A 23,585-nucleotide genomic window follows, 5' to 3' on the forward strand; every position below is an offset into this window, starting at 1 on the left:
CAGTGGCATCATGCGCGGCGCCGGCGACACCATGCCCTCCATGTGGATTTCAATGTTCACTACTGTAGTAATACGCGTGCCACTAGCGTATCTATGGGCGTGGCTTACCAGGAGCCAAACGTACCCTGCAGGATCGCCTGACGCGCTGTTCTTCGCGCTCCTCATAAGCTGGGTGCTTGGGGCTGTGGCCACCTACCTTTGGTACCGCCGAGGCGCCTGGCAAGATAAATCCCTCATCCCATCTTTAGAATCCTTGACGACATAAGACCTGCACCTGCGGTGCAAGCATTCGCCAGGTACACGGCTACCTGCGCCCACCAGCCGAGGGTAAGCGTCAAATAGCTGTTCTCAATCACTGCCTTTACACGTCCAGTGCTCTCGGGACTTGCCTGAGTTACTCCCCGTAACAGAAGCTCGTCTTTCGAATGCACTCAGCAATGACCGCCTCAAAAAACTCCTTTCTCCTTGCAACCGATGGATTTTCCATCCATCAGCATGGGGGTTGGTTTCTCCAGGTGATCAGCGTTTCGACGCATACGGCTCGTACTGATGGTCAACCCTAACTTGGGTGGATCGTGGAGCTTGCTGTGCTCCCCTGAGGCTAGCTAGATCAGGCGTGAAGAATGCTCATGAAGATCAGCGTAAGCGGTTCGAGATTGCCGTTGAAGGCTGCAATATCAGCTTCCATCAGCTCTTTCTCGTTCGCCTCGTGATAGGCTAGTTCATAACCAGCGTTAGCAGCCAATTGCTGAATGAAGAGACGTATTGCCCGGCCATTGCCTTCACGGAAAGGATGGAGAGCGTTCAACTCACCGGCGAAGTATGCAAGCCTTCCCGCGAACTGGGCCTTGTCCAAACCACGCAGGTAGCTCTCCTGCTTCAATTGGCCAAAGATCCGGCGTTGTTGATCCTCAATGAAGGTTGCTAGGCAGAACACGCTGTCGCCCTTTGCGATGTTGACGGTCCGGCTCCTTCCGGCGAAGTCATAGACGTCTCCAAGCAGACGTTCGTGAATGTGCTGAAGATGAGCGAAGTCAAACTCCCCTTTGACCGGGTCAGTCGCGAGCTGCAACATTCGCACATGGCAAATCGCACCTTCTGCCTGTTTGAGCTGCTCCGGGTCTGTGATACCCAGTCTGTTGGGCAGGATACACCTCTGTTCGGAAAAGTATCCTTCCATGATCTAGTTGCTGCAGTATCGAAACTTGTACTGTTGAACCAGCTCGGCAGCAGTTATTTTGCCTCTAAGCATCTGCTTGCCTTCCTGTATGACTATGTCAGGTATTTGAAACCCTTCCATACGAGCATTGAATAGAGCCGTCCTAACCACTGCAGCTTGCTTTTCTTCGGAGATGACCTTAAACACCTGCGTACCTTCTCGTATGATACGAGCATTGGATGGGTCCGTCTTGACCACTACAGTTCGCCTTCTTCGCGAGATGGTTCTCACTTTTCGTACCCCCTACATCCTAATTATACCACATTCTGCTTATTCATCTCTGGCTCCTTGCACCGTTCTTGAGCAGTTGCACAGTAAGTGATCACCTGAGCCAGGGGGGCCTAAGTAGTTCTCGATTAGTCTTTGCGCGATACGCCAGTTTGCATTATGATCTCTGCTAGACGCATGTTGGGCGTCGGGGGAGGCGTAACTCAGATGCGATTCGTACGACAACTCGACAAAGATGAGGTCCGCGTCCTTGAGACTATGAGACGTACTGCTGTAGGACGGGTGTCGCAGAGGGCACACATGATGGTCCATGAGGACGTCCTCAAGCCTCCCTCCGAGCTTGGGCACGCGTTTGCCATCTGGACTGCAGCGCGCCTTTGCGTCCACGTTGCAGTTCGGTATGGGGCCAACGTCTGCACGTCGACGATGTACGGCATTCTGAAAGGCCTGGGGTTGAGGCACAACCGCCCACGACACGCGGCCAAGCCAGGATACGATCCCCAGGCAAGAGCCAAGATGAACGCCATCACCGAAGTCCTCAGCTCGCCGATAGCGGCCAACCACGTTATCTACGAGGACTAGAGCGATGTCCATTTGCTTCCGACCCTGAGATCCGCGTGGATGCCGCAGGGTAAGCAGTTACGCGTTCCTACTCCTGGGACCAGCCAGAAGAAAAGCGTGTTCGGTGCAATGGACATCCGCACCGGCGCATTCATGCATCTCATCTTCGACAGAAAGCGAGCCGTTGAGTTCATCGAGTTCCTGGGGCACATCGTTGCCAAGTATCCAACAGGCAAGATCCACGTAATCCTTGACAACTACAGCATTCACAAGGCGCGAAGCGTTCAGGTATGGCTTGCCAGCCGGCCAAGGGTCAAGCGCTACTTCTTGCCCTGCTACATGCCGCAGCTAAACTCTGTAGAGAAGGTATGGTGGCACATGAAGGCCGTTGTCACTGCCAACAGGCTGTATGGTTCAATGGCCGCGCTGGTCGCCGCTGTCAACGCGTTCTTCGAGCAGCTCACCCCATCCAGGGTTCAGACACTAGCTGCTTGCTAAGGTAGCTGACTCTTCATCCATGCTGATAGCTCCTTCGCGGCGCTGATCAATAACTCGCATTTCTCTCTGGTCAACGACTTCAGTATTGTATCCTTCTCCTTCGGATACCGAGCTTCAGTATTGAGAGGTTCTATGATGTCCAGGAAATCCTGTTGACTTTCGCTCAGCTCTCCATAAGCACTTGAGAGGTTAGCCAGTCGAGACAGGTTGCGGGTATAGGGCGGTGCATCCTTGATCGTACGCGCGTAGTATGCCTTGAGGAGCTCCTCTATCGTTTGGTGACACATGAATCCTACATATAGATACCTCTCGGTCACGAGCATTGCCTGTGCAGTCTTCAGGTCATAATCAGCCATGTCAACCCAGCAACACACTGCTGCATCCAAATCGCCCATTTGGAGACACCCCACGATAACGCTACTCCAGTTGTGTACTGTGATTCACCAAGAACGCTCAAAAACCTACTTGCCGAGGGTCCGCCAGCACCGTCCTGGCGCAATGGTCTGCCTATGCGCATGAGGACTGGGACGTTGGTTTCATCTCGCCCCATTTCCCGGCAAGTGGCCGTTTGCCTTTCTACAGGAGAAGCGTCTTTGCCCATCCCCAGTCCTCAGGCCTGTCTGCATCCTTGACCATTCTGACGGCGGCTTTCCTGAGACACCTATGCTGAATCGCACTCCCGTCATCTGGGCGTTCGGGGCCTCATTTGCGCGTCCCCGTTCTAGCATATTCTGCCCGTATTTCGCAGACCACTATTCCCACTGAATGAGGTTGGCGGATCACAGATCGATTAGGCAAGGACACCCGAGAAGGAATAATGAACCCGACTCACGACGGGCTTGTTCGAGCGTTCACTGCGGTTGTTGTTGATCTCCAGACGGCCGTCCTGCATGAACACCTCGAGCCTATCCCATTGGTTCAGGCAGTAGGCGACCGCCTAGCCGAAGGCGCTCTTGAGCAAGGCATTTGCGCACTGGCCATGAAGCCATGTCGAGAAGCATCGAGCACCGGTCGGCTATGCTGCAGGCTAAGGTGGACCCCTTCGTCAAGACACTGTTAGTGGGTTTCCTAAGCAACGTCCTGTATACTTCGTAATGGTCACTACGGTCTACGGTCTGCGCTGTGGTCTGTCGGGCCGTCCGGCGGAGACGGGCGGGGCTCCGGCCCCGGCATGTCCCATGCTCTGCCCACTCGGGTGTCGATGTCGGGGCGGGCGCAGGCGTCATACGGGGGTGGACGGCGGCGCGGCCCACGCTCGGAACGACTTATCCACAGGGTTCAGCAGGCATGCAGATCAACTCCTGCCTTTTCCATCTGCCCGTGTCTCCTGAGCGCCTGGAGCCTGTGGGCGCAGGTTATCTGGTTAGCCCAGGTATACCTCAGCCGGGGTCCTGTACGCGAGCGCCTAGTGAGGCCTGTGGTGATTGTAGAACCCCATGTACTCCCCGATGCCAAGTCGCGCCTCACGCGGAATGGAGTAATCTTTGAGATACACCTCTTCATACTTCAGAGACCGCCAGAACCGTTCAACGAAGATATTGTCCCACGCTCGTCCCTTGCCGTCCATGCTGATCTGAACCCCGGCGCTCTTCACGAGATCTATGTACTGCAGGCTTGTGAAGCGGCCACCCTGGTCGCTGTTGAGTATCTCCGGCCTGGCTGTGTCCAACGCCTTTCTGACTGCAGCCAGAACGAACGGCATCTCGAGCGTCTCATCCACCTCCCATCCGACAATGTAGCGAGAGAACCAGTCTATGACGGCCACGAGATACATCCAGCTTTCCCGGAGCCGTATGTACGTGATGTCGATGCCCCAAACCCCGGAGCAGATAGGCGAATAGCCTGCTCTGAAGGTCGCGACGGCTCAGATTGGGGCCTGGGCAGATGCCGGCGATCTGCATGTCGCGCATGCATCGCTGAATCCGTTTCCGGTTCACATGCCAACCTTGCCTGCGCAGCGCTTCAGTGATGCGCCTTGAGCCGAAAGAGGGGTGCGCGGTGAATATCTCGTCTATCTGGCGTCTGATTGCCGCCTCCTCCGGCGACGGCGGCCTCGGAGTATAGTACAGGCTGGATCTGCTCACACCGAGAAGCTTGGCCTGTACGCTGAGCGGAATCGTCGATCCGTCCAGCTCAAGCAGTGCAGCGCGTTCAGCCCTGGACACGGTTGATTCCAGTCCCTTTTTTTAACCAGGACAGCTGGGTGTTCAGCTTTCCGATCTCTGCATAAAGCTCCTTTAGCTCCCGCTCGTGGACGGCTCTCAGCGCTTCCTCCGAGCGCTCTTCATCTTAGAACAGGTTCTTCATGTTCTCAATGGCAGTGGCCTTCCAGCGGGACAACAGCGAAGGGGATACGCCTACCTCCGATGCGATCTTGGACAGGGGCTTATCCTCCCTGAGAAGCGCAATTACGACTTCAGCCTTGAACGATGGTGTGTAGCTCTTTCTCATGGCCATAGTCTATCTTATTTCTCCTCGCGGCAGTGTCCAGATTTCTGGGTCCACTATAAGCAAGGCGTTATGCTGAAGCCACTAACGAGGAGTTGCCAATCCCGGGCAAGAGGACAACAAAACGGCCTACAGCACGGATGATATTGGATTCGTTTGATGCTGTCATCGTTGTTCAGCTTCCTGATGGCAGTCGGCTGCTTTCTGAATCAAGACTGTTCCCGGATGAGATGTTCCGGGCTCTGGGAGTATCGCCGGCGGTCTACATCACAATTCCGCAAGAAAACCGCTTCCTCTGAAAACCAAGCGATTTAAGGCCCGAGGGTGCTGAATATGGGTCTGATCGTGTTCGACCGTGGGGTATTCCGGCAGGGTGCAGAAAAAACCGTCTGACATATCCGCCGGCTCGATCCCGATCAGGCCGCTATAGTGCCCTTGGGCGTCCCCATCGCACAGGGCTGGAGGAATTGGGCGCGCAGGGTAGAATTACGCCGATGCCGGTCTTGGCGAGGCCAATATGGGCAATCACTCACAATGAAGGGAGTCAGATCATGAAGACAGATCGTTTGCCGAAGAGGGGTCTTCAGCTGAGAGCGTCCCTTGTCCTATTTGTACTTCTCTTCTTCGCGGTGAATGCCAGCGCCTCTGAGATCACTCTTCAAGAGACTTGGTGTTTACTTGAGCAGGACGATAGGGCGGTGGGTTTTTCCCTGGATCGTTGTGTGCGCACAGACGACGGTTTCCTTTACACAAGCAATATCGTCTTGCGGATGGGCATTCTGGGAGGCCCGGCGCAGGATGTGAAAATCTATGCTGAGTTGTCAGTGGACCACGACTATTTGGCCCGGTCATATCGACTCATCTCAGAGTTGGCGGGCAAACAAGGCCAGATCATTGGGGAGATCACCGATGATGCGGTCACGGTAACTGTCATTGATCCCGGCGGCTCGGAGTACCGCAGTATGTTTTCGCGAGATGATGATGAACCGCTGTACTTCAAGGATTCATTCACCGAGTACATAGTAAACGTCAAGGGCCTGAAAATCGGGGAAAGGCATACCGCCAGGGTCTGGGATTATGGCAATGATCAGTTCAGCGACTTCGCTATCCGGGTGGATGAAGAGACGACCTACGAGTATAAAGGGGAATCAGCGCCGGTTTTCTTCGTCGTGGAGGAGTCGCCCGGCCAGACAACCTGGCTCGTTTCTGAAGACGGCATTCTCTACTACGGCTATGACGCCCTTGAGAGAACAGGCTCCAGAAAGGTGGAGAAGGAGGACATCCCTGAGCTCAGCGCCCTTTCCCTCGATGTGCTGCTTGTGCCGGGCAATATCCGGGTGATGCATCCTTTCAGGAGCGTAAAGAGCGTCATAAGGGTCGCCTGGGAGGATGTCGACATTGCCGACTTCGCCTTCAACGATAACCGCCAAAAGCTCATAGGACATACTGAGACAGGAAAGTCGCATGAAGCTCTCGTGGAGATCGTGAAGGATCAGCGGGATTTCGCCGGTCGGGCGGTTGTGCCGATGGCTGATAGCGAATTCGCCCCGTACCTTGCCGAAACCCGTTTCATAACGCCTTCCCTTCCAGAAGTGAAGGAACTAGTCGGAGCGATCTGCGGCGAAGAAACCGACGGCTGGCTAATCACGCAGAAGCTCCTTGGATGGATTTACGAGAACATGCAGGTGGAGATGATCCCTCAGACTCTTACTACTGAAGAGATTCTGGCAGGACGCAAAGGCAAGTGCGTGGAATACGCCATCCTTTTCGCCGCCATGGCTCGCTCCGCCGGCCTCCCCACAAAGGTGGCTATGGGCGAGAGATACACAAACGGAGTATGGGTTGGCCATATGTGGAATGAGGTGTGGCTGGGAGAGTGGGTAGCAGTTGACGCTTCCCATGGGCAATTAGCGCCTGATGCTTTGCTCCTCAAGTTCGTGGACAGTGCCGAGGTGATGGGAACACAGAAGGTGCGTCTGGGCCTTACAGGTAGGCTAGGGATAAGCATCGAAGAGGTGGTTTTGGAGCAGGACGAAGAGCTAGCGACTGCCATGGCAACGGGCATCAAGGGGCAGACATACACAAACGCAGATTATCGCTGCCGGATAACCATCCCCGATGATTACACGCTCGTCGAGGTAGAGGAACAAGGCATGGCGATGCTGATGGCTGTCAAGCCAACTGACCCCGATACCCAAATGGTGTTGCTCCCCTTTAGCGTCCCGGAGGGTACCGCCGCTCCTCTGATTCTCAGCGCAAGGCTTCCCGCGCTGGGGCAGGCGCTACCCGGTTTTACTCTACTTGGTCAGGGAACAGGCGAAATTGCCGGTCACCCTGCCGCCGTCGGCACATGGACCTACGAGTATGGAAAGGTCTACAAACAGCAGAACTGGATCCTCATCAACAAAGACTGCGGGTATCTATTTGTCTTCAGTTCAGCCTTGGAACTGTGGGACAGTGAAGCACACGACTTCGCCGCGGCCCGCGAGGGATTTGCGCTGATAGTAGACTAGACCCATAGGGCTCGGCTACTTCTTCGCTGCCCGTATGGAGTTGGCCAGCTTGATGAGGCTAGAGCGTGGACGCACCCCATTTGCCATGGCCCTGACGATTTGATCTAGCAAAAGATCGGTCTGGTTGTAATGATCGTGTAAAATGGTCACCATGACATACAGCTTCATTTCGTCGTTGTCTACGTAATGGCCACTAAAGTACTTGATGCCCTCTTCGAGCTCGCCCAACTGCGCATAGCAGTGTAGCGCCAGCTCCGCCAATGCATTTATGGTTCTCTGGAAGTGATACTGCTTGTCGCTGCGCCGCGCCTTGCTATACTCACTGAGCTGCTTCGCGCCGAGCTCCTGGGCGGACTTTATTGCGCGAAACTTCAAATCGGGGATGGTCAGGAAATCGAGAACCGTGAGGACAAGATCAGTTCTGCTACTCCATCGGCTGGTCATGCCGTCGATCACCAGCGCGACCGCTTTTTGCACAAACGTGTCCTTGTCCATATACCGATTCCTGAGCGTGAGCAGCTGACGGAAGAACTCCCCCTGCGAGATTCCGACTGATCCAAAGGGATCCTCGCTGCTGAACAATACTGTTCGACAGCCTTCGCACAGCACCAGGTACAGCTCCTCGATCAAGTTCGTCGCGGGTTCCAGGTTCTCCGCCTCGGCTGCGCATTGGACAAGGCTGCGATATAGGCGCTTGGCGATGAACCTCCACTTGGGCCTGTCCTTCTTCAGAACATACGAATTGGGCGCGAAGTAATATTGGCGCTTAGCGTAGTCAATAAAGGTGCGGGCCTCATAGGCAACGTCGTCGAAATCGAGGCTTGGTTGACTTGATGACTTTATGCGTCGGACCTCCTGGGCATCTGGATTCTGCACTATGGCATCGATGCTTCTTGAGTCCCTCAAGGACTTGGGCATTGCCCTATAGAGCTCGACAACAAGTAGCTCAAGCTGTTCTTTGGAGTAGCCGCGAACCGCGGCTCTGATTTCGGCGATTCTCACAGTGCGGCAAATCCAACTCCTTGCGCGCCCAACCACTGCCACACGTCCATAGCACGCTGGACGGGATCAATAAGCAATCACACGACACGTTCGGCGCAGTACGTTGCTTCGCTTTAGCGTGATTCTTGTTTGGGCTCACTATTCCTTCTCGCGGTTGCTTCCCGAGAACTCCGACCTCTGACTCTGGCCACACGCCATCGCAACGAGAAGCTCAAATAGGTTCCCAGGCTTGACGGCCCTGTTCATGGCGAACGTGGCTGCATCGGAACCCACTCCGAACTGGCCGAGCGCTTTGGGGTCAGTCTGATCACGATTCGCCGGGCCATTCAGACCCTGGAGGATGAGAATATTGTTGTTGTCCACCAGGGCAAAGGCACGTTTGTCAAAAGCACCGTCTTGCAGGACGAACTTACCGCCCTCACAGGAGTCTCCAATATTCTGTCTCAGGCAAACCTTAAGGCCGATGTCAAGGTCAGGGACATGAGGACATGAGGTTTATCAGGACGGCTGTGTGTTCTTTGTAGTCTCGGATCCCCAGCTTGGTCGTGTACTACTCGGAATGGAATGGCCGCAGCGTCGCGCACTGCGCTTCGCTGCGGCCGGTCTTATACTCAGCCAGCTACGATTCGCACCATCCTTAACCGAACAGACCACCTGTTCTGGCATTGCTCAGTCTATCCATCGTGAACAATGTGATTACGCCCACCACTATTAGGATGAAACCTAGCGCAGCTGCGTCTCCATGGGTGCCCCCGGTGTAGAAGTTGAATATGCCTACGGTCATGGTCTCCCATCCCGGTATGGATAGCAGTAGTGTAGCTGCGCTCTCCTGTATTGATGTCATGAAGGAGAATAGCGCCCCTGCTAATACTCCCTTCCAGATCAACGGGAAGGTGATGTCCTTGAAGGTCTTGAACCCTCCGGCTCCTACAGATTCGGCTGCCTCCTCCATAGAATGGTGCACTACCAAAAGAGAGCTGTAGGAGGAGCGAACGGTGTATGGGAGTCGCCTCACCGCAAGCACGATGGGGATTATGATCCACATGTTCGCCAAGGGCTTGCTTAGCAGCACAGGTGTGTTGAATGCTCTGATATAGGCTATGCCCAATGCAGTGCCCGGCAGAGCAAGCACCAGTGTGGTCAGAATGTCCAGCGCTCCACGGCTGCGCATCTTAGTTCTGGCCATGATCCATGCTATTGGCACGCCGATAATGACGCACATGAACACGGCTAGTATGCAGAATCGGAAGGTGTTGATGATATACCCAGGCGCATATAGCAAGACCTTCTGGTAATGAACCAGTGTCCAAGACGTGGGCAGCGGCGACATGGACCAACTCCGTGCGAAGGAGGCGAGGGCCACACCCACATACGGTAGGAAACTAACGATCAGCAGTAGGGCCAAGAAAACCATAGCAAGCACATACCATTTGCCCTTGAGCGGTTTTCGCTCTACTGCCCTGTACGAGAGGGTGCTATAGTCCTTCAAGGACACGTACTTCTTGGCTATCAACAGAAGCACTATGGAAAGCATTACCATAACAGCGCCGACCGTAATGCCCATTTTGAACAGGTATCTGTCAGTGAACTGCTGAATATCCATGTAAGCCAGCGGAGCGATAAGTGTGTTCAAACCTACCACCATTGGGGCTGCGAAGTCCGCAAAAGCCCAGACGAACACCAGAAGTGCACCTGTGACAAAGCCCGGGATGGTGAGTGGAATGGTCACATCGAACACGCGCTTGAGACCTACGGATCCCATGCTTTCAGCTGCCTCCTCTAGAGAGGCGTCTATCTTGCTCAGTGAATCCAAGACGTTCAGCGTAATGAGGGGGAACAAGTGACATGTCTCCACCAGCAAGAGCCCATGCCAGCCATAGATGAAGTTGAATGGCAAGTGATCAAGCAGCCAGTTCGACATGGAAGGCCACGTTTTCGCCAGCCCTTCCGCCAACAGATAGAACCACTCATTCACCATGCCGCCCCTGCCCAATATGAAGATGAAACCTAGCACGCCTACTAGAGGAGGCATGACTATAGGCACCATGGCAAGAAAGTTGAAAGCCTTCCTACCAGGAAAGTCGTACCTAACGAGTAGGTAAGCCACAGCAAAACCGATCACGGAAGTCGTAATCACCGCGGCAAAGCCCAGCAACAACGAGTTGACTAGCGCCTTCATGTAGAGCTTGTCTCTGAATACATCCAGGAAAAACTCTACCGAAAAGGCGTGGCGTGGGAGGGCCACGATCTGTTGCATCAATGACCTAGCTTTTCGAGCTTCTGCTAGCGCGGATATTGGGTCGTGCAGAAGCTCGGCCATCGCCGCTGCTTCCAGCGTCACATTATCCTTGGCTGTTTGCCATTGGGCTATGAGGTCTTCTTGTGAGAACGTAGCCCTGCCAAGCGCCTCGATCATCCGTCCAGTTACGTCTACAGACCTCTCCAGCTGGAGCGCTATGTCGTGGGCAGTTGCCAACGCGCCTTCCGTTTCACCAGCGCCTACTTTCTCCTCGAGTAGGTCAACGGTGAGAATGACCTCGTTGAGTGCTGAAAGCTGTACGTCTGCAGTCGAAAACGAGTCGACAAACAATCTCACCAAGGGGAATATGACGAATATGAGCAGGAAGATGTAGATCGGCCACACCCACGGATTGGTGGACTTGAACCATCTTCGGAAACCCATTAAACAGTCACCTGCCTATCCATCGTCAAGGTCAGCATGTCAATCAGGTATGATGAGCGTAGCAGACTTCGGAAAACAGAAACAGACATCACTGCCCCAACCCAATTCCTCATGATGCTGAGGATTCTTGACGTCTGCCTTGAGTAGGACGCCAGCTGGATGCTCCATTTCGTAGCGCAAAGCATTCCCCATGTAGCTAGCGAAGCTGATCTTGCCCTGTATGTGATTGTCCTGCGTAGAAGGTTGCGCAGTGTGAACTTCCACGCATTCGGGCCTGAATGTGACAGTGCACTTGTTCCCTGCCTTCAAGTCGGAGTTGCTGAATCCCTTGAACACACCCAGCTTAGTTTCGACTACGATGTCGTCACCTACAGCATTTATCAAGCCAGGCACCAGGTTGTTGGCGCCGATGAAGTCTGCCACAAAGCGCGTCAACGGTTTTTCATAAAGATCATGTGGAGTGCCAATCTGAACCAACTTGCCATCACACATTATGCCGATCCTGTCGGAAAGCGTGAGCGCCTCCTCCTGATCGTGGGTCACATAGACCGTAGTGATGCCCAATTCCTGCTGCAGCTTTCTGATCTCCGCGCGCACTGACCCTCGGATCTTGGCATCCAAATTCGAGAGCGGCTCGTCTAGGAGAAGCACGTCGGGGTTAAGCGCCAGTGCCCTGGCTAGTGCCACACGCTGCTGCTGGCCTCCTGACAATTGTCCCGGATAGCGCGTCTCATACTCCGATAGGCCCACCTTGGCAAGGGCTCCATGGACTATCTTGGACCACTCGGATTTGGGTTCCTTCTTGAACTGCAATCCATAGGCCACATTTCTGTACACTGTCATATGAGGCCACAGGGCATAGTTCTGGAACACCATCCCAATGTTGCGTTTGGACGTGGGGATGTATTGCACCTCACGGTCACCGAACATGATCTTTCCCTCGTCGGGGACATAGAACCCGGCGATGAGGCGCAAGGTAGTGGTCTTCCCGCAACCTGAGGGCCCCAACAAAGTGAAGAGCTCGCCGTCGTGTATGTGTAGATCTACATTGCTAAGCGCCTCGACACTCTTGAACCTCTTCGTGACTCCGGTGAGCCTGATATCCATGTGTTTCACCTCAAGCGACTCCCAAACTAAACCTACGGGCGAGATTACCTCGCCCGTAGGTTCTCAGGAATCGTTATAGTCAATCTGACTAGTACTTCGCTCTCAGAGCATCCAATTTGGCGAAGATGCTATCTCTAAAGCACTTGTTTACGTTACTCTCTCTGCTTGCGGACAAGGCATTGTCGTAGGTGTTCTCAACGGCGCCTTCGAAGTAGCTTCTCCGGCCGCCATAGAATACGACTGCCTTTTCAGCGGTGGAGCCGGGGGCGCCGGACACTTTCATGTCGGGCATTACCGGGAATAGACCACGGTCAATGAACAGCCTCTGCCCCTCATCTGTAAGCAGGAACTCGATGAAGGCCTTGGCGGCATTGGGATTCTTGCAGTTCTTGATAATGCCAATGGGCTCGGGGGTGACATATGCCCCTGCGGGGGCTATAAACCGGATATCCGCTCCGTTGAGATAATTCTCAAATGCCATATAGCTAGGAACTGCGAAGCCCAGTGCATATTCGCCCTTGGCCACCACGCCCGGAACGTCGCCCGACTTCGCGACGAACTGGCCAGTGTAGGCGCCCAGCTTGGAGAGCCATTCCCAGCCCTTATCCCAGCCATACTTCTGAAGAATGACTTCGTAGGTAGCGTGGTTGGAGCTAGAGTTGTCAGGTGTGCACTGCGCTATCTGCCCCTTGAAAACGGGATTGCTCAACATGTCTTCCCAGGTCTTGGGTGCAGTCGTACGTAGACGCTTTGTGACCAGACCTTCATTGTACACAATGCCGTAAGGTTCCAATGCAGTGCCGGTCCAGAAGCCCTTAGGGTCCTTCAGAGGCATGGGCTTGGGTGTGCCCATAGTCGCGGGTATCTGGCCAAGCAGCGCCGCCGGGGCCTCATGCTTGATCAGGAAACCGTCAGCAGCCAGCGCATCGTAAAGCACCGACTCGCCGCCCCAGATTATGTCGGCTTGCGGATTGGCGCCCCACTCGCGAATCATGCCTACCGCCAGTTGAGTGCCTTTGCTGGCGTAGTTGGTCTTCACATCGATACCATACTTCGCCTTCGCCCAAACCTTGAACGCATCCAGGGCAGCTACGCTCACAAAACTTGCGACGGGGGTGATTACGCTTAGCTCAGCCTCGATTTTCGCTGGCGCGGCCGATAGCACTGTTGACGCCATCATGACCACCGCCAAGACCAGAACTAGAAGCCTCTTCATCGAATTACCTCCCTGCGATCTGGTTTGCTCGCTGAACAGTCCCTGTTTTGTGTAGATACGACATGCGGCTGTGTTTCCCTTTAGGCAGGAGGATTAGTGGTCATCACCATCTGTTGGGCGAGAATGCACGTTCCAGGCCGGCGAAAGGAGCCCTGGGTCATAGGCGGTCGATAGCCTGTGAGAGTCGACGCCGGGCATCTGCTTGTCTGTGATCGCATGCATCAATATCAGCTCGGTCGGATGCATATGGGGCTATGAGCAGAAGACCCGATAGCGAAAGACCCGATAGGCTACTCTATACGTTACGCGTTGCGTCCAGCGTGCGCTCTATCAATCATGTCGGCGAGCTGGCCGACATCGTCCAGCACAAGGTCAGGGCGATCGTCGGCGGTGATATCTTCCCGCTTCGTCTCGCCCGACAGCACTAGCACCGACAGCAGGCCCCAATTGGCAGCGAATTTGACGTCAGTGTACAGGCGGTCTCCGACCATGGCGATCTGCTTTCCGCGGTACGGAGTATTCGCTTCGACAAGCTCAAGCATTCCGTGTTCCGGTTTTCCGACGTACTCCGTTCTCACTCCGCATGCGGTCATGAGGCAGGCGCTGATCGCAGCGCAATCGGGGATGAACTCGTCGTTTTCGATGGGGCACACAAGGTCGGGGTTGGTTGATATCATGGGCGTACCCTTGCGGAGGTGTCTGGCCGCAGTTTGCAGCTTGTTGTACGTGAGCGAGGTGTCGAATCCGACAACAACATGATCGACATTTGCCTCGTCGTCGCCGCACACTATCAACCCTTGTCGGTCCAGTTCTTCGGCGAGGCTGCTTGTGCCGACCACGTAAACCTTCTTGACTCCACGCTTCTTAAGCACGCCTGCCGTGGCCTGAGAAGAACTGAGAACGCGGTCCACTGTGACTGGCCAGCCCATGGCCGTGATCTTGGACGAGTAGGATTCCACGGACCGGGAAGAGTTGTTGGTTAGGAAGAACACATCGATCCCTCTTGAGGCTGAGACGTCGCGAAGACGGAGCGCCCCCGGTATCAGTTGGCCCCCGATATAAACCGTGCCATCGAGATCTAGAAGCAGACATCTGATTTCCTCAAGCACTGGTATGCACTCGACCTCCCTGTGGTCGCATCTCGTGTTTGCCCCTCGCGTTCGCATCTGCTGACCGATTGTCGCGGAGTTCACGTCCACGACAGCCGTCGGCGACCTTCGAAATGTGTAGTCGTTCGATGCAGCTTCACGAGCATCGACGCCACCGACTGGTATTCGACAAGAGTTCGGAAATCCTTTCGCGCGTTCCCCTTAGCCCCGTAACCCAATTGGAAAAACCCTCGTCAGTTGATATGATTAAATTGGGGGTGTTTGATAGTGCAGAGCAGACACGACGCGGCATTCAGAAAACAGATTGTGGACGAGTGCGAAGAGGCAGGCAACATCTCTCTGGTTTGCAGAAGGCACGGGCTGGCGCGGTGTACGGTAGACTGGTGGGTCAAGCAGCAGAGGGCTACCGGCACGGAGAAGGGGGCGCCGAAAGACAATCGAAACATGATGGCTGAGATGAGCAAGGAGATGAGGCATCTTGGCAACGAAAACGCTATGCTTAGGAAGCTTTTGGCCGACAAGGGCGTAGAGAACGCCATACTGAAGGAGTTGCTCGAGAAGGCGAACCCTCAGTAGCCGATAAGGCAGCTATAGCGCAGAAGCGGATCAGTAAAGGGTACCGTGCTGTCTGGGCACTGGGCCTTGTCGGCTCGAGTTACGGGGCTAGAGTGGAAGCGAGGAATGACTTGCTGCGCGTTTCGCAGTCGGCGTCGCTGTCGAGTACAAGGTCGTAATGAGAAGCTCCATGTCAAAGCCGGGGCATATCGTATCGCATGCTACGCCGAAGCTGGCGGTGACCTGGATTGATTGCCCTTCGTAGATCTCCTCGTTTGTGCGGAACTGAGCGGGATGCGGAAGGTCGTGCCGGAGGAATGTCCAGTATCAGTAATATCTCACAATCTGCCGCATTACCTCGAAATATCGCCTTGCCATAGACAGCACGACTGCTGACTGGACGGGATCGGCGCTTTCGGCCTTCGGCTACGAGTGGGGCTTTGAGCATGGAACCCTACTCGCATGCGAGATAGAGCTGCCCGGGGGGCATACGCTTCTCCTCCGGAGTTGGGTCATCTGGAGCGCCCGGGAGCGCTCTCTGAAGCCGCCGTGTTCGTTGGGCGAGAACGTGCTCGATGTGATGGAGGAGAGCTTCGGGCCTGTTGTTGAACGGGGGGCGGCGCCTGCCGCGATGGCTGCCAAGCAGGTATCGGTCAGGCTAAGTAGTTTTCGGCTTCAGCTCGTATGATATCGAGCAGCCGAGAGCATCAGCCATTCGGTTCAGGGTACGCACCGTGATGTTCTCAATAGCGCCGCGCTCTATGCGAGACACCACCGACTGGGTGGTGTTCATCCGTGCGGCCAGGTCCTTCTGGCTCATGTTCAGTTCCGTCCGACGGTTCACGGCTTGTTCGATTAGGGCGTACAACGGAGCCAGAGAGTCGTAGTAGGCCCTGACATCCGGGTCCGCCAGTATCTGTTCCCTTGCGTCCTTCCATTTCACCGTGATCACCCCTCGGATTTCATGTTGCGAAGCGAGGAGCCGGTCGACTTTCGCTCAACCCAGTCGTTCATCCGCTATGGGAATTCCTTTCACACGTACGGAGAGCAGTTCTATACGTTGACGAGGAGAATGCGCAGGAGATCTATCGGCCAACGAAGAAGAGACAATCGGAGGGCGGCCATGATCATATCAGCTAGCAGGCGCACCGATATTCCGGCCTTCTATAGCGAATGGTTCATGAACAGAGTGAGAGATGGCTATTGCTTGGTTGCGAACCCATTCAATGCGAAGCAGGTGAGCCGTATTTCCTTGTGTCCAGACCGTGTTGACGCCATTGTGTTCTGGAGCAAGAACCCAGCGCCCCTTATCCCACGCCTCACTGAACTTGACTCGATGGGGTTTCGCTACTACTTCCAGTACACTATTTGTGACTACCCTGTTGAGCTTGAACCAGACGTCCCTCCGCTAGCTGACCGTACTGCAACAGCCCTTGAACTGGCCAAGAGAGTAGGTCCGCGCAGGGTGATCTGGCGGTACGATCCCATCATCATCTCCGACCATACAGACGTTGAGCACCATAAGAGGGCCTTCGCCCGGATTGCGTCAGCCTTGCATGGTGCAACCACGCGCGTCGTCGTGAGCCTAGTAGATTACTATGGCAAGGTCGACAGGAATCTCAGGCCGTTGGAGCGCTCGGGTTGGCACTTTCAGAAGTATTCGGGCGCCGAACCTGAAAGCAGGGACCTCCTGCGTTGGATTCAGGAAGAAGCTCATCGGCATGGCTTTGAGACCCAGTCCTGCGCAGAAGCTGTGAACATGAGCGATCTCGGAATACCTCATGGCAAATGCATTGATGATGAGCTCTTGAATGAGCTCTGGGGAATACCTCTATCTAGGAAAGACCCTGGTCAGAGAGGCGAATGCTTGTGTGCGGCAAGCAAAGACATCGGCGCTAACAACACATGCTTGCATGGGTGTAGATACTGCTACGCCACTATGAGTCTGGCTGTTGCACAGGAGCAGAACCGTGAACATGATCCCGCTTCTCCGAGCCTAGTTGGCCACGCCGTTGTCGCCGAGCATTGCGAGCCCGAAATTCGGCAGAGTCTGTTCTGAAACGGCAGCGTCACAAGACACCTTCAATGGCTTCTTGGGCAATGCCCCGTACGCTCGAAAGGGATGAGGGTCGCTATTGGCGCAGTCCCCAGGGGGCGCCCTGCGGGAGCCAGGCGCAGGGGGCTTTCTCCGCCGGGGCGCCAGGATGCTGTCTTGACCCACAAAGGAGATTACATCAGATCGCCCAATACATACACCATGCGCAAACAATCGACATAACGCGCAGTTGCCGTGAGCGGTGCTTGCGGCGATTCGGCTGAGGGGGGACCGGTCTATGGGCCCCACGGGTGGATCTAGCCACGCGAAACCTGAGGAAGCGGGCGCCGTCGCCCTGGACTTCCGGCAAAGGGAGTTTGTCCAGTTTCAGAGCGGGTGTGCGGTGCTGCACGCGCCGGTGGGAACCGGAAAGACCCTGGTTCTCGCTGAAAGGGCTGCTGAGGCCATCCGCAAGGGCGCTGAACCTTCCAGGATTCTGTGTGTCACTTTCACGAACAGGGCAGCTGAGGAGCTGCGACAGCGGATAGCCCTCAAATGTGGCAGCGGTGCAAAGCAGGTGGTCGTTCGCACCTTCCACAGCCTTTGTGCCTGGATGCTGCGCAGCGAGGCGAAACAGATCGACCTCCCCGTGGATTTCGTCATATTCGACGATGATGACTCCAAGGAGACTATCAGGGCGTGCGCGAACAGACTGGGCATTCATCTACAGTGCGCCGGCTATGAAGACGAAGTCAGCGATGCGTGCAATGCGATAATGGATTCCAAGCTCAATGCCGCCGATGCCGCTCCTGCCGGCGCTCCGGGCGCGGCGCCGTCAGTAGACACGGCGCCTGAAGCGGTTTTCAGCGGCTTGCCCCCTGCCTGGCGTCGCCTCGCCCGCGTCTACCAGAAAGAACTGTCTTCCCATCATGCACTGGATTTCGCTGACCTGGTCCATTTCGCCAGGGCAATACTCCGTGCCCGGGACGAAACTCGCGAACGCTGGGCCACTCGGTTTTCTATGATTCAAGTAGACGAAATGCAGGATACTCACATGTCGGAATACCAGGTGCTGAGGGTTCTCGCAAAGGGCTCGGGCAATCTGGTGCTTGCGGGGGACTACGACCAGACCATATACGAATGGAGAGGTTCCCAGCCCGAGAAGATACTCAGTCGGTTTGAACAGGATTTCCCCGGGGTTCGGAGCTTCTCATTTGTCACCAACTACAGGACCACCCGGACGCTGGTGGATGCGGCACGCAGTGTTGCGGCCCTCTACAGCAGGTCCGAGCTGCCTCGCCCGTGCGACGCGGCAGAGAAGGGCCAGCCCATAGTTGTCCACTTCGCAGACGACTCCGTCGACGAGGCCAGATGGATCGCAGCCCAGGTGAGCAGGGTGAAACAGGTGGACAAGAATCAGGGCGGCAGCCTTCGCCTGGGCCGCATAGGCGTACTGACGAGGACGAATACGCGGGGATCGGCAATATCCGCTGAATTCGCAACGGCCGGAATACCCCATCTCACCGTGGAACAGTTCGAGTTCTTCAGAAGGCAAGAGGTAAAAGACGCCATTGCCTACCTGAGGTTCCTCAGTAATCCCTTCGATGGCCGGAGCCTACGGCGAATGCTCCTGAGGCCAGCTCGGAATATCGGCGAACGCACCATAGACCGGGTTCAGGCTGCGGAGGACATCGGGCTGAGGCTTGCCGACATGGCCAACCCATCCACTCTGCAATTCGGCGATCCCTTCGCTCAGCTGCTCAGGGAGCTCGATTCTGGGTCCATTGTGGTATTCGACACCGAGACCACCGGGCTCAACCCTGCCGCCGACGAGATCGTGGAGATCGCAGCCGTCCGCCTGCACCACGGGCAGCCAGTAGCCAGGCTGCATCATTACATACGCAACTCGGTGAGTGTCGACCAGTCCGAGCTGATCCACGGGCTCTCAGACCAATTCCTCGCAACCCACGGAGTGCCCCCCAGCCGGGCCCTGGAGCAATTCCTGAGCTTCGCCGACGGTGCGCTTCTTGTGGGTCACAATGTAGGTTTCGACATTCGCATGGTGCGCGCAAACTCCAGGCGATTGGGGCTTCACTCTGAGACGCGCGACTACGCCGACACGCTGGAAATCGCAAGAAGGTTCGTGGACACAGACGATCGATCCCTCGAAGGCTTGGTGCGCCTGTTCGACATCCCGTTCGAGCCCACGCACCGTGCTATGGACGACGCAAACGCCACTGCAGCGCTGCTGATGAAGCTGGCGCCGCTCGTGCGCAAGGACGCTCTCGGGAGGATGCAGGCCGTTCGCGACGCCGGGCGATCGTTCATGCCGCTCGCGGCCGAGGTTTCTGCCACGCGCGCCCTGGCAGAACAGGTCCGCCCATGGGAGCTCCTCATCAGGGTGCTCGACAAATCAGGGCTCGGAGCCTACTACCATGAGGAGCCTCTAAGAATGTCCAACCTTCACGAGCTGGTGGGCGCGTTCCGCGAAAAGGACGATGAGGCGCTCGACCCCATCTCGTCGCTGGAGAACACCCTCCAATTCGTGGCGCTGGCTCGCAACGTCGACCGGATCGACCCGAACGACGAGCGAGTACGGATACTCACCGTTCATCAATCGAAGGGACTGGAGTTCGATACCGTATTCGTCGCAGGGCTCTCACAACATGAGTTCCCAGGATTTCCGGCAGTGAAGGAAGGACGCGAAGAGGAGGAACTCAGAGTCTTCTATGTGGCTCTGACGCGGGCTCGAAGGCAGCTATTCCTCACCGGGCATTCCCGTAACAACGGAAAACACCGCGAGCCCAGCCCGTACTTCGGCATCATTGGGGATGGGTGGGTTGAACCAGAGTCCACGGCCATCAGACGGCGATACGCGAACCGGCGGCGGCTCTGATCTCCATCACACGCAGGGCGTCTTGAAGGCGAGGGGTGGCGACATGCCTGCGGGAAATCGGAAATCCCACTCCACGTTGGCCGAAGTCGGCAGGAGTCTGCCGGAGTCTGGAGAGCTCCCTGCTACAGTGCAATGCCTGAGCAGGCCAGACTCATGGGCGAGCATGAGCGAATTGTCTGGAGGACGTCTCATGGTGATCAAGCATTTCGGCAAGTGCCCCACATATCGAAGCAGAGGGAAGCGCTGCAGGCTCGACCGCTGCCGCGGGAGATTGGTCTGTCTGGCGGCCGAGGAGAAGGTCCGACAGGATGTCGTCATGACACTCACGGATTTGTATGGATATCCGCTATCTTGGATAAGCACAGAGGTGACAGTCCAGGCGAAACCAAGGCTGCGCGCTGATGTTGTCGTAAGAGCCCCTGGAGAGGACAATGCCTTGATAGTGGTGGAGTGCAAGGCACGCTGCGCGGAGCTCACGCACGCTGACGAGGCGCAAGTCGCGAAGTACTGCGCCGTACTACAGGCGCGATACATGGTGCTCACCAATCGCTCTGTGACAAAGGTCTGGCTGGTGGATCAGGAGGATGGCAACCCCACTGATGTGGAGGACGTTCCCTGCTACTCGGAGGCCGTCAAGCACCGTCCTGGGCTGTGCAGGCTGCACGCATGGGCAAGAGCTCGGGCCCACGCGAGTGGCCTCGCTGTGCAGCAGTCAATCGGCTCCACACGGGTTGCACAACAGGCGAATACCATCCATGAGGACTCGATCGTAGGCGCAGACAGCGATTCACGTATTCAGGCTCTCGCGATGGACCTGCATGGCCGCATAACCCAGCATGAGCCGCTGTTCGCCGATCCTTTCGCCTGGCTCGGACACACAGCCGTTGAGGACCTGGGCGTTGGCAGGCGACCACTGGGGAATGCTGGCGGGTGCTCATGGGACAGCGGCTACCGCAGTCTGCTCCTGATAGACCCAAGGGGAGAAGCCCATATCGTCAGGTTCAAGGTGGCCCCCGGCATGTCTTGGGACGGCGTCGGCGCCTATGGGGTTCCCAGCGCGCGCACTTTCCTCAATGTGATGGTGTCTGACGTCCTTGGCAACCATTGCTCTCTCCGACTGTGCCTCGACAGATTTGTGACGATCAACTCCAAACGATACGTCTTCTTCCATGATGGAAAGATGACGCCCGGGAACAAAGGCAGGCTGTCTGATGCGGATGCCATGGACTACGTGGCGCAACACCAGCAGACGCTTGTGAGCATTGACGGAAACGCCGTGAGCCTTGGAACGCTGCCACGCAGCCGGTTCCTTCAATGGGACAAGACATGGGAGGCCACACGTGGACTCCTCGCAAACCTCGCAGTCTACGCGATTCTCAGAGACGACTTGAAGTGGAAGACGCGCAGGAGGAAGAGAAGAAGAAGGCTGGAGCACACCTGATCCATGTCGGGCACACTTCACAGAGGCTCAGATGCCCTGGGGTTTGCCCGGCCGTGTAGCTTTCGCGGCGAACCGCATGGCATAATGTGGCGCGGCTGACTCGCAGGTAGACGCGTTTTCAGGGACGGGTCGGGCGCGCGATGCAGTTCACGTGAACCTCGACAGCAGGAGCCGGACCGTTAGTGCCGACGAAATGGACACTGACCCCGTGGTCAATGTCGAACTGAGTGGCATTCAGCGCGCGACCATTCCGGTTTGGCAGGCATTGACCGCCTGCGAAACCGGAATCTCAGGAACCGCAGATCCGTTTCCGCGCTGTAAGCGGCGGGCGAATGGGCGACGGGCGAGATGTTGCCTTCTGCGACGCCAAGGCAATGCTCCAGGCACAGATTAGAGGACTTTAACGATTCCGTCTGGACTCGTTTGTCGCGGTCATAGTAGTGAGACTTCCTAACGGCACTCGGGCGCTCTCCGAATCAAGGCCGTTTCCGGACAAGGTGTTCCGCGCCCTGGGAGTATCGCTGTCGGTATACATTGCCATTGCTCAGGTGAATCGCGACCCCGGAAAATCGTGAGATCCAGTGCAAAAGGGTGCTGAATGTGGGCTGTGCTAGCCACCGCGTGCAGTTATGGACTCACTTCCATCTGGATACTTGGTCAAAGAATCGCATCATGCGAGAAATGACCCTATTCTCCGCGGTGCGAATCTCTTGCCTCGGCACAAGCCTCGTATGCTTCTTCAGGCAGCGCGCCACGCGACTAATGGAGCGCACATGGCCAGCTGCAATGTCTAGGGCGAGATTCATCAGCTTCTTGTCCACAGGAGACAAATCAGACGCGTGCTCATAGTCTCTGAGCGCGTATCCGTTATGGGCAAGAAAAACGAGGACAGCAATGACTGCCGTCCTCTTGTTGCCGTCGATGAAAGGATGGTTCCCGATGAGTGAGCGCATGAGCGCAGCGGCCTTCGTCATTAGGTCTGGATACAGCTCTTTGCCCTCAAACGTCTGACGCGGCTCATGCACCGCGGACAAGAAACCGTCTACACTGAGAAAAGCCACATAGCTGGGCGGATCCACGCCGATATCGGCACAGTCCTGAGCCATGACGATCTGGTGTATGACGATTATCTGCGTTTGATCAAGGTACATCGGGCCAATAGCTATTTCTTAGACAACTCCTTCAGAAGTGCCTTGTGCTTATCAGCTACGGATACCACCGAGCGGACAAAGTCAGGGGACACCTTTTCAGCCCACTTGGCATTCATCCCAAGCTTCTCAAGTTGATGGGAAGGGATCTGAACCTTCCTCAGGCTCTCCATTACTTCGGTCACCCGACATTCCTCCTCTCCGTGCATGCCACGATTACCATTCGGTGAGCATGATGTGAAACCCATATTCCTCTTGCACATATTATATATAGTTTCCCTCCCATGGGCAACGGTTCGTTTCTACAAATGCAACGACTTCACCATTTTCGCGCCTTCCACATACAGCAGTTGCCCATTCACGGCCATATGTATGCTCAATCGCCTCCGACCGATTCCGCGCCATTCTGATCTCTTGCTCACGTTCCGCATGTAGATGCTTCCAGCTTGGCATTTGGGGATGGGCCCCTCAACCAATTCGGCGAAGGATCGGTGTAGATACTAGCGTCAAAGCCTGCAAGCCGAAGGAGTCGTGGCGCGTCAAAACCGGGGCGCGAGTCTATCCCATGTTCAGCACCATTGGGCGTTCAATCGTTCGGTTCTCGCTGCAGCCCTGAGCTCGTTAGGCACTCTCTCTGTACCTGGGGCACTGCCTTGGCATCGCGGAAGGCAACGTCTCGCACGCCGTTTACAGCCGCTGATGCGGCGCCGTGGTTCTCAAGATTCTGGTCCCGCAGGCTGTCAGTGTCGGCCAAACCAGCACTGTCGCGCGATCAATGCGACTCACTGACGTTACGATGTAGCATCCCAGTTTTCTTCCAGCGCCCCTTGGGTGATAAGTTCAGGCCCGGCGACCAGTTGCTGGTTATCGATACCCTGTAAATTGTAAATCTATCCCAGAGGTACTGAGCCCCTCCGTATGGAATA

At 55.9% G+C, this 23,585-nt stretch carries 22 protein-coding genes and 2 pseudogenes; 8 read left to right on the top strand and 16 right to left on the bottom strand.

The window, feature by feature from the left end; translation table 11 throughout:
- From VB144_12290 to VB144_12305, 4 genes are all read right to left on the bottom strand, one after another.
- On the bottom strand, positions 1–192 hold a 192-nt coding region (locus VB144_12290; GenBank protein ID MEA4884408.1), incomplete at its 3' end, for a hypothetical protein.
- A gap of 41 nt (positions 193–233) precedes the next feature.
- Entirely contained in the window at positions 234–431 is a 198-nt protein-coding gene (locus VB144_12295; protein MEA4884409.1) for a hypothetical protein, read from the bottom strand.
- A gap of 179 nt (positions 432–610) precedes the next feature.
- Positions 611–1,180: a Fic family protein gene (locus VB144_12300; GenBank protein MEA4884410.1), complete on the bottom strand. Its 570-nt coding sequence runs from the start codon at positions 1,178–1,180 to the stop codon at positions 611–613.
- Positions 1,181–1,183: 3 nt separating this feature from the next.
- The gene (locus VB144_12305) at positions 1,184–1,366 is read right to left on the bottom strand and encodes an antitoxin VbhA family protein (GenBank protein MEA4884411.1); all 183 of its coding nucleotides are present in this window, start codon (positions 1,364–1,366) and stop codon (positions 1,184–1,186) included.
- A gap of 288 nt (positions 1,367–1,654) precedes the next feature.
- Between VB144_12305 and VB144_12310 the strand changes: the two genes are divergently transcribed.
- Complete coding sequence (locus VB144_12310; GenBank protein MEA4884412.1) at positions 1,655–2,029, top strand: winged helix-turn-helix domain-containing protein; 375 nt, start codon at positions 1,655–1,657, stop codon at positions 2,027–2,029.
- A 12-nt stretch (positions 2,030–2,041) separates the two neighbouring features.
- Positions 2,042–2,506, top strand: a complete 465-nt coding sequence (locus tag VB144_12315) for an IS630 family transposase (GenBank protein MEA4884413.1) — start codon at positions 2,042–2,044, stop codon at positions 2,504–2,506.
- Here the strand turns inward: VB144_12315 and VB144_12320 are convergent.
- From VB144_12320 to VB144_12330, 3 genes and pseudogenes are all read right to left on the bottom strand, one after another.
- Entirely contained in the window at positions 2,503–2,901 is a 399-nt protein-coding gene (locus tag VB144_12320) for a HEPN domain-containing protein (protein MEA4884414.1), read from the bottom strand. The genes VB144_12315 and VB144_12320 overlap by 4 nt on opposite strands.
- A gap of 410 nt (positions 2,902–3,311) precedes the next feature.
- Positions 3,312–3,467 (bottom strand): annotated as a pseudogene (locus VB144_12325) (transposase).
- Positions 3,468–3,911: 444 nt separating this feature from the next.
- Positions 3,912–4,963 (bottom strand): annotated as a pseudogene (locus VB144_12330) (IS3 family transposase).
- A gap of 542 nt (positions 4,964–5,505) precedes the next feature.
- On the opposite strand from VB144_12330, the gene VB144_12335 reads away from it, so the two are divergent.
- A complete protein-coding gene (locus VB144_12335) occupies positions 5,506–7,467 on the top strand; it encodes a transglutaminase-like domain-containing protein (protein MEA4884415.1) in 1,962 nt (653 codons plus the stop codon).
- A 15-nt stretch (positions 7,468–7,482) separates the two neighbouring features.
- Here the strand turns inward: VB144_12335 and VB144_12340 are convergent, their stop codons facing one another.
- The 6 genes from VB144_12340 to VB144_12365 form a co-directional block, all read right to left on the bottom strand.
- The gene (locus tag VB144_12340) at positions 7,483–8,469 is read right to left on the bottom strand and encodes a hypothetical protein (GenBank protein MEA4884416.1); all 987 of its coding nucleotides are present in this window, start codon (positions 8,467–8,469) and stop codon (positions 7,483–7,485) included.
- Positions 8,470–8,607: 138 nt separating this feature from the next.
- A complete protein-coding gene (locus VB144_12345; GenBank protein ID MEA4884417.1) occupies positions 8,608–8,832 on the bottom strand; it encodes a hypothetical protein in 225 nt (74 codons plus the stop codon).
- A gap of 274 nt (positions 8,833–9,106) precedes the next feature.
- Positions 9,107–11,152, bottom strand: coding sequence for an iron ABC transporter permease (locus VB144_12350; GenBank protein ID MEA4884418.1), 2,046 nt, complete (start codon positions 11,150–11,152; stop codon positions 9,107–9,109).
- Positions 11,153–11,191: 39 nt separating this feature from the next.
- Positions 11,192–12,259: an ABC transporter ATP-binding protein gene (locus tag VB144_12355; GenBank protein ID MEA4884419.1), complete on the bottom strand. Its 1,068-nt coding sequence runs from the start codon at positions 12,257–12,259 to the stop codon at positions 11,192–11,194.
- Between the two features lie 88 nt (positions 12,260–12,347).
- Complete coding sequence (locus VB144_12360) at positions 12,348–13,475, bottom strand: extracellular solute-binding protein (protein MEA4884420.1); 1,128 nt, start codon at positions 13,473–13,475, stop codon at positions 12,348–12,350.
- A 302-nt stretch (positions 13,476–13,777) separates the two neighbouring features.
- Entirely contained in the window at positions 13,778–14,584 is an 807-nt protein-coding gene (locus VB144_12365; GenBank protein ID MEA4884421.1) for an HAD-IIA family hydrolase, read from the bottom strand.
- Between the two features lie 267 nt (positions 14,585–14,851).
- On the opposite strand from VB144_12365, the gene VB144_12370 reads away from it, so the two are divergent.
- A complete protein-coding gene (locus VB144_12370; GenBank protein MEA4884422.1) occupies positions 14,852–15,160 on the top strand; it encodes a transposase in 309 nt (102 codons plus the stop codon).
- Between the two features lie 637 nt (positions 15,161–15,797).
- On the opposite strand, the gene VB144_12375 is transcribed toward VB144_12370, so the two are convergent.
- Complete coding sequence (locus tag VB144_12375) at positions 15,798–16,082, bottom strand: helix-turn-helix transcriptional regulator (protein ID MEA4884423.1); 285 nt, start codon at positions 16,080–16,082, stop codon at positions 15,798–15,800.
- Positions 16,083–16,262: 180 nt separating this feature from the next.
- On the opposite strand from VB144_12375, the gene VB144_12380 reads away from it, so the two are divergent.
- The 4 genes from VB144_12380 (at position 16,263) to VB144_12395 (ending at position 22,086) form a co-directional block, all read left to right on the top strand.
- Complete coding sequence (locus VB144_12380; protein ID MEA4884424.1) at positions 16,263–17,198, top strand: DUF1848 domain-containing protein; 936 nt, start codon at positions 16,263–16,265, stop codon at positions 17,196–17,198.
- 274 nt (positions 17,199–17,472) lie between these two features.
- Positions 17,473–20,070: a 3'-5' exonuclease gene (locus tag VB144_12385; GenBank protein MEA4884425.1), complete on the top strand. Its 2,598-nt coding sequence runs from the start codon at positions 17,473–17,475 to the stop codon at positions 20,068–20,070.
- A 190-nt stretch (positions 20,071–20,260) separates the two neighbouring features.
- Positions 20,261–21,511, top strand: coding sequence for a type I restriction enzyme HsdR N-terminal domain-containing protein (locus VB144_12390; protein ID MEA4884426.1), 1,251 nt, complete (start codon positions 20,261–20,263; stop codon positions 21,509–21,511).
- Positions 21,512–21,951: 440 nt separating this feature from the next.
- The gene (locus VB144_12395; protein MEA4884427.1) at positions 21,952–22,086 is read left to right on the top strand and encodes a hypothetical protein; all 135 of its coding nucleotides are present in this window, start codon (positions 21,952–21,954) and stop codon (positions 22,084–22,086) included.
- A gap of 60 nt (positions 22,087–22,146) precedes the next feature.
- Here the strand turns inward: VB144_12395 and VB144_12400 are convergent, their stop codons facing one another.
- Both VB144_12400 and VB144_12405 read right to left on the bottom strand, forming a co-directional pair.
- Complete coding sequence (locus tag VB144_12400) at positions 22,147–22,662, bottom strand: type II toxin-antitoxin system death-on-curing family toxin (protein MEA4884428.1); 516 nt, start codon at positions 22,660–22,662, stop codon at positions 22,147–22,149.
- 11 nt (positions 22,663–22,673) lie between these two features.
- A complete protein-coding gene (locus VB144_12405) occupies positions 22,674–22,844 on the bottom strand; it encodes a hypothetical protein (protein MEA4884429.1) in 171 nt (56 codons plus the stop codon).
- Positions 22,845–23,585 lie beyond the last annotated feature (741 nt).

It is taken from the genome of Clostridia bacterium, assembly GCA_034926675.1.
Classification (GTDB): domain Bacteria; phylum Bacillota; class DTU025; order DTU025; family DTU025; genus JAYFQW01.

What these genes read in the sequence shown, in the direction of transcription:
- VB144_12300 (MEA4884410.1), bottom strand. Translation starts at nt 1,180, where the DNA reads ATGGAAGGATACTTTTCCGAACAGAGGTGTATCCTGCCCAACAGACTG.
- VB144_12310 (MEA4884412.1), top strand. Translation starts at nt 1,655, where the DNA reads ATGCGATTCGTACGACAACTCGACAAAGATGAGGTCCGCGTCCTTGAG.
- VB144_12320 (MEA4884414.1), bottom strand. Translation starts at nt 2,901, where the DNA reads ATGGGCGATTTGGATGCAGCAGTGTGTTGCTGGGTTGACATGGCTGAT.
- VB144_12335 (MEA4884415.1), top strand. Translation starts at nt 5,506, where the DNA reads ATGAAGACAGATCGTTTGCCGAAGAGGGGTCTTCAGCTGAGAGCGTCC.
- VB144_12350 (MEA4884418.1), bottom strand. Translation starts at nt 11,152, where the DNA reads ATGGGTTTCCGAAGATGGTTCAAGTCCACCAATCCGTGGGTGTGGCCG.
- VB144_12355 (MEA4884419.1), bottom strand. Translation starts at nt 12,259, where the DNA reads ATGGATATCAGGCTCACCGGAGTCACGAAGAGGTTCAAGAGTGTCGAG.
- VB144_12360 (MEA4884420.1), bottom strand. Translation starts at nt 13,475, where the DNA reads ATGAAGAGGCTTCTAGTTCTGGTCTTGGCGGTGGTCATGATGGCGTCA.
- VB144_12380 (MEA4884424.1), top strand. Translation starts at nt 16,263, where the DNA reads ATGATCATATCAGCTAGCAGGCGCACCGATATTCCGGCCTTCTATAGC.
- VB144_12385 (MEA4884425.1), top strand. Translation starts at nt 17,473, where the DNA reads ATGGGCCCCACGGGTGGATCTAGCCACGCGAAACCTGAGGAAGCGGGC.
- VB144_12390 (MEA4884426.1), top strand. Translation starts at nt 20,261, where the DNA reads ATGGTGATCAAGCATTTCGGCAAGTGCCCCACATATCGAAGCAGAGGG.
- VB144_12400 (MEA4884428.1), bottom strand. Translation starts at nt 22,662, where the DNA reads ATGTACCTTGATCAAACGCAGATAATCGTCATACACCAGATCGTCATG.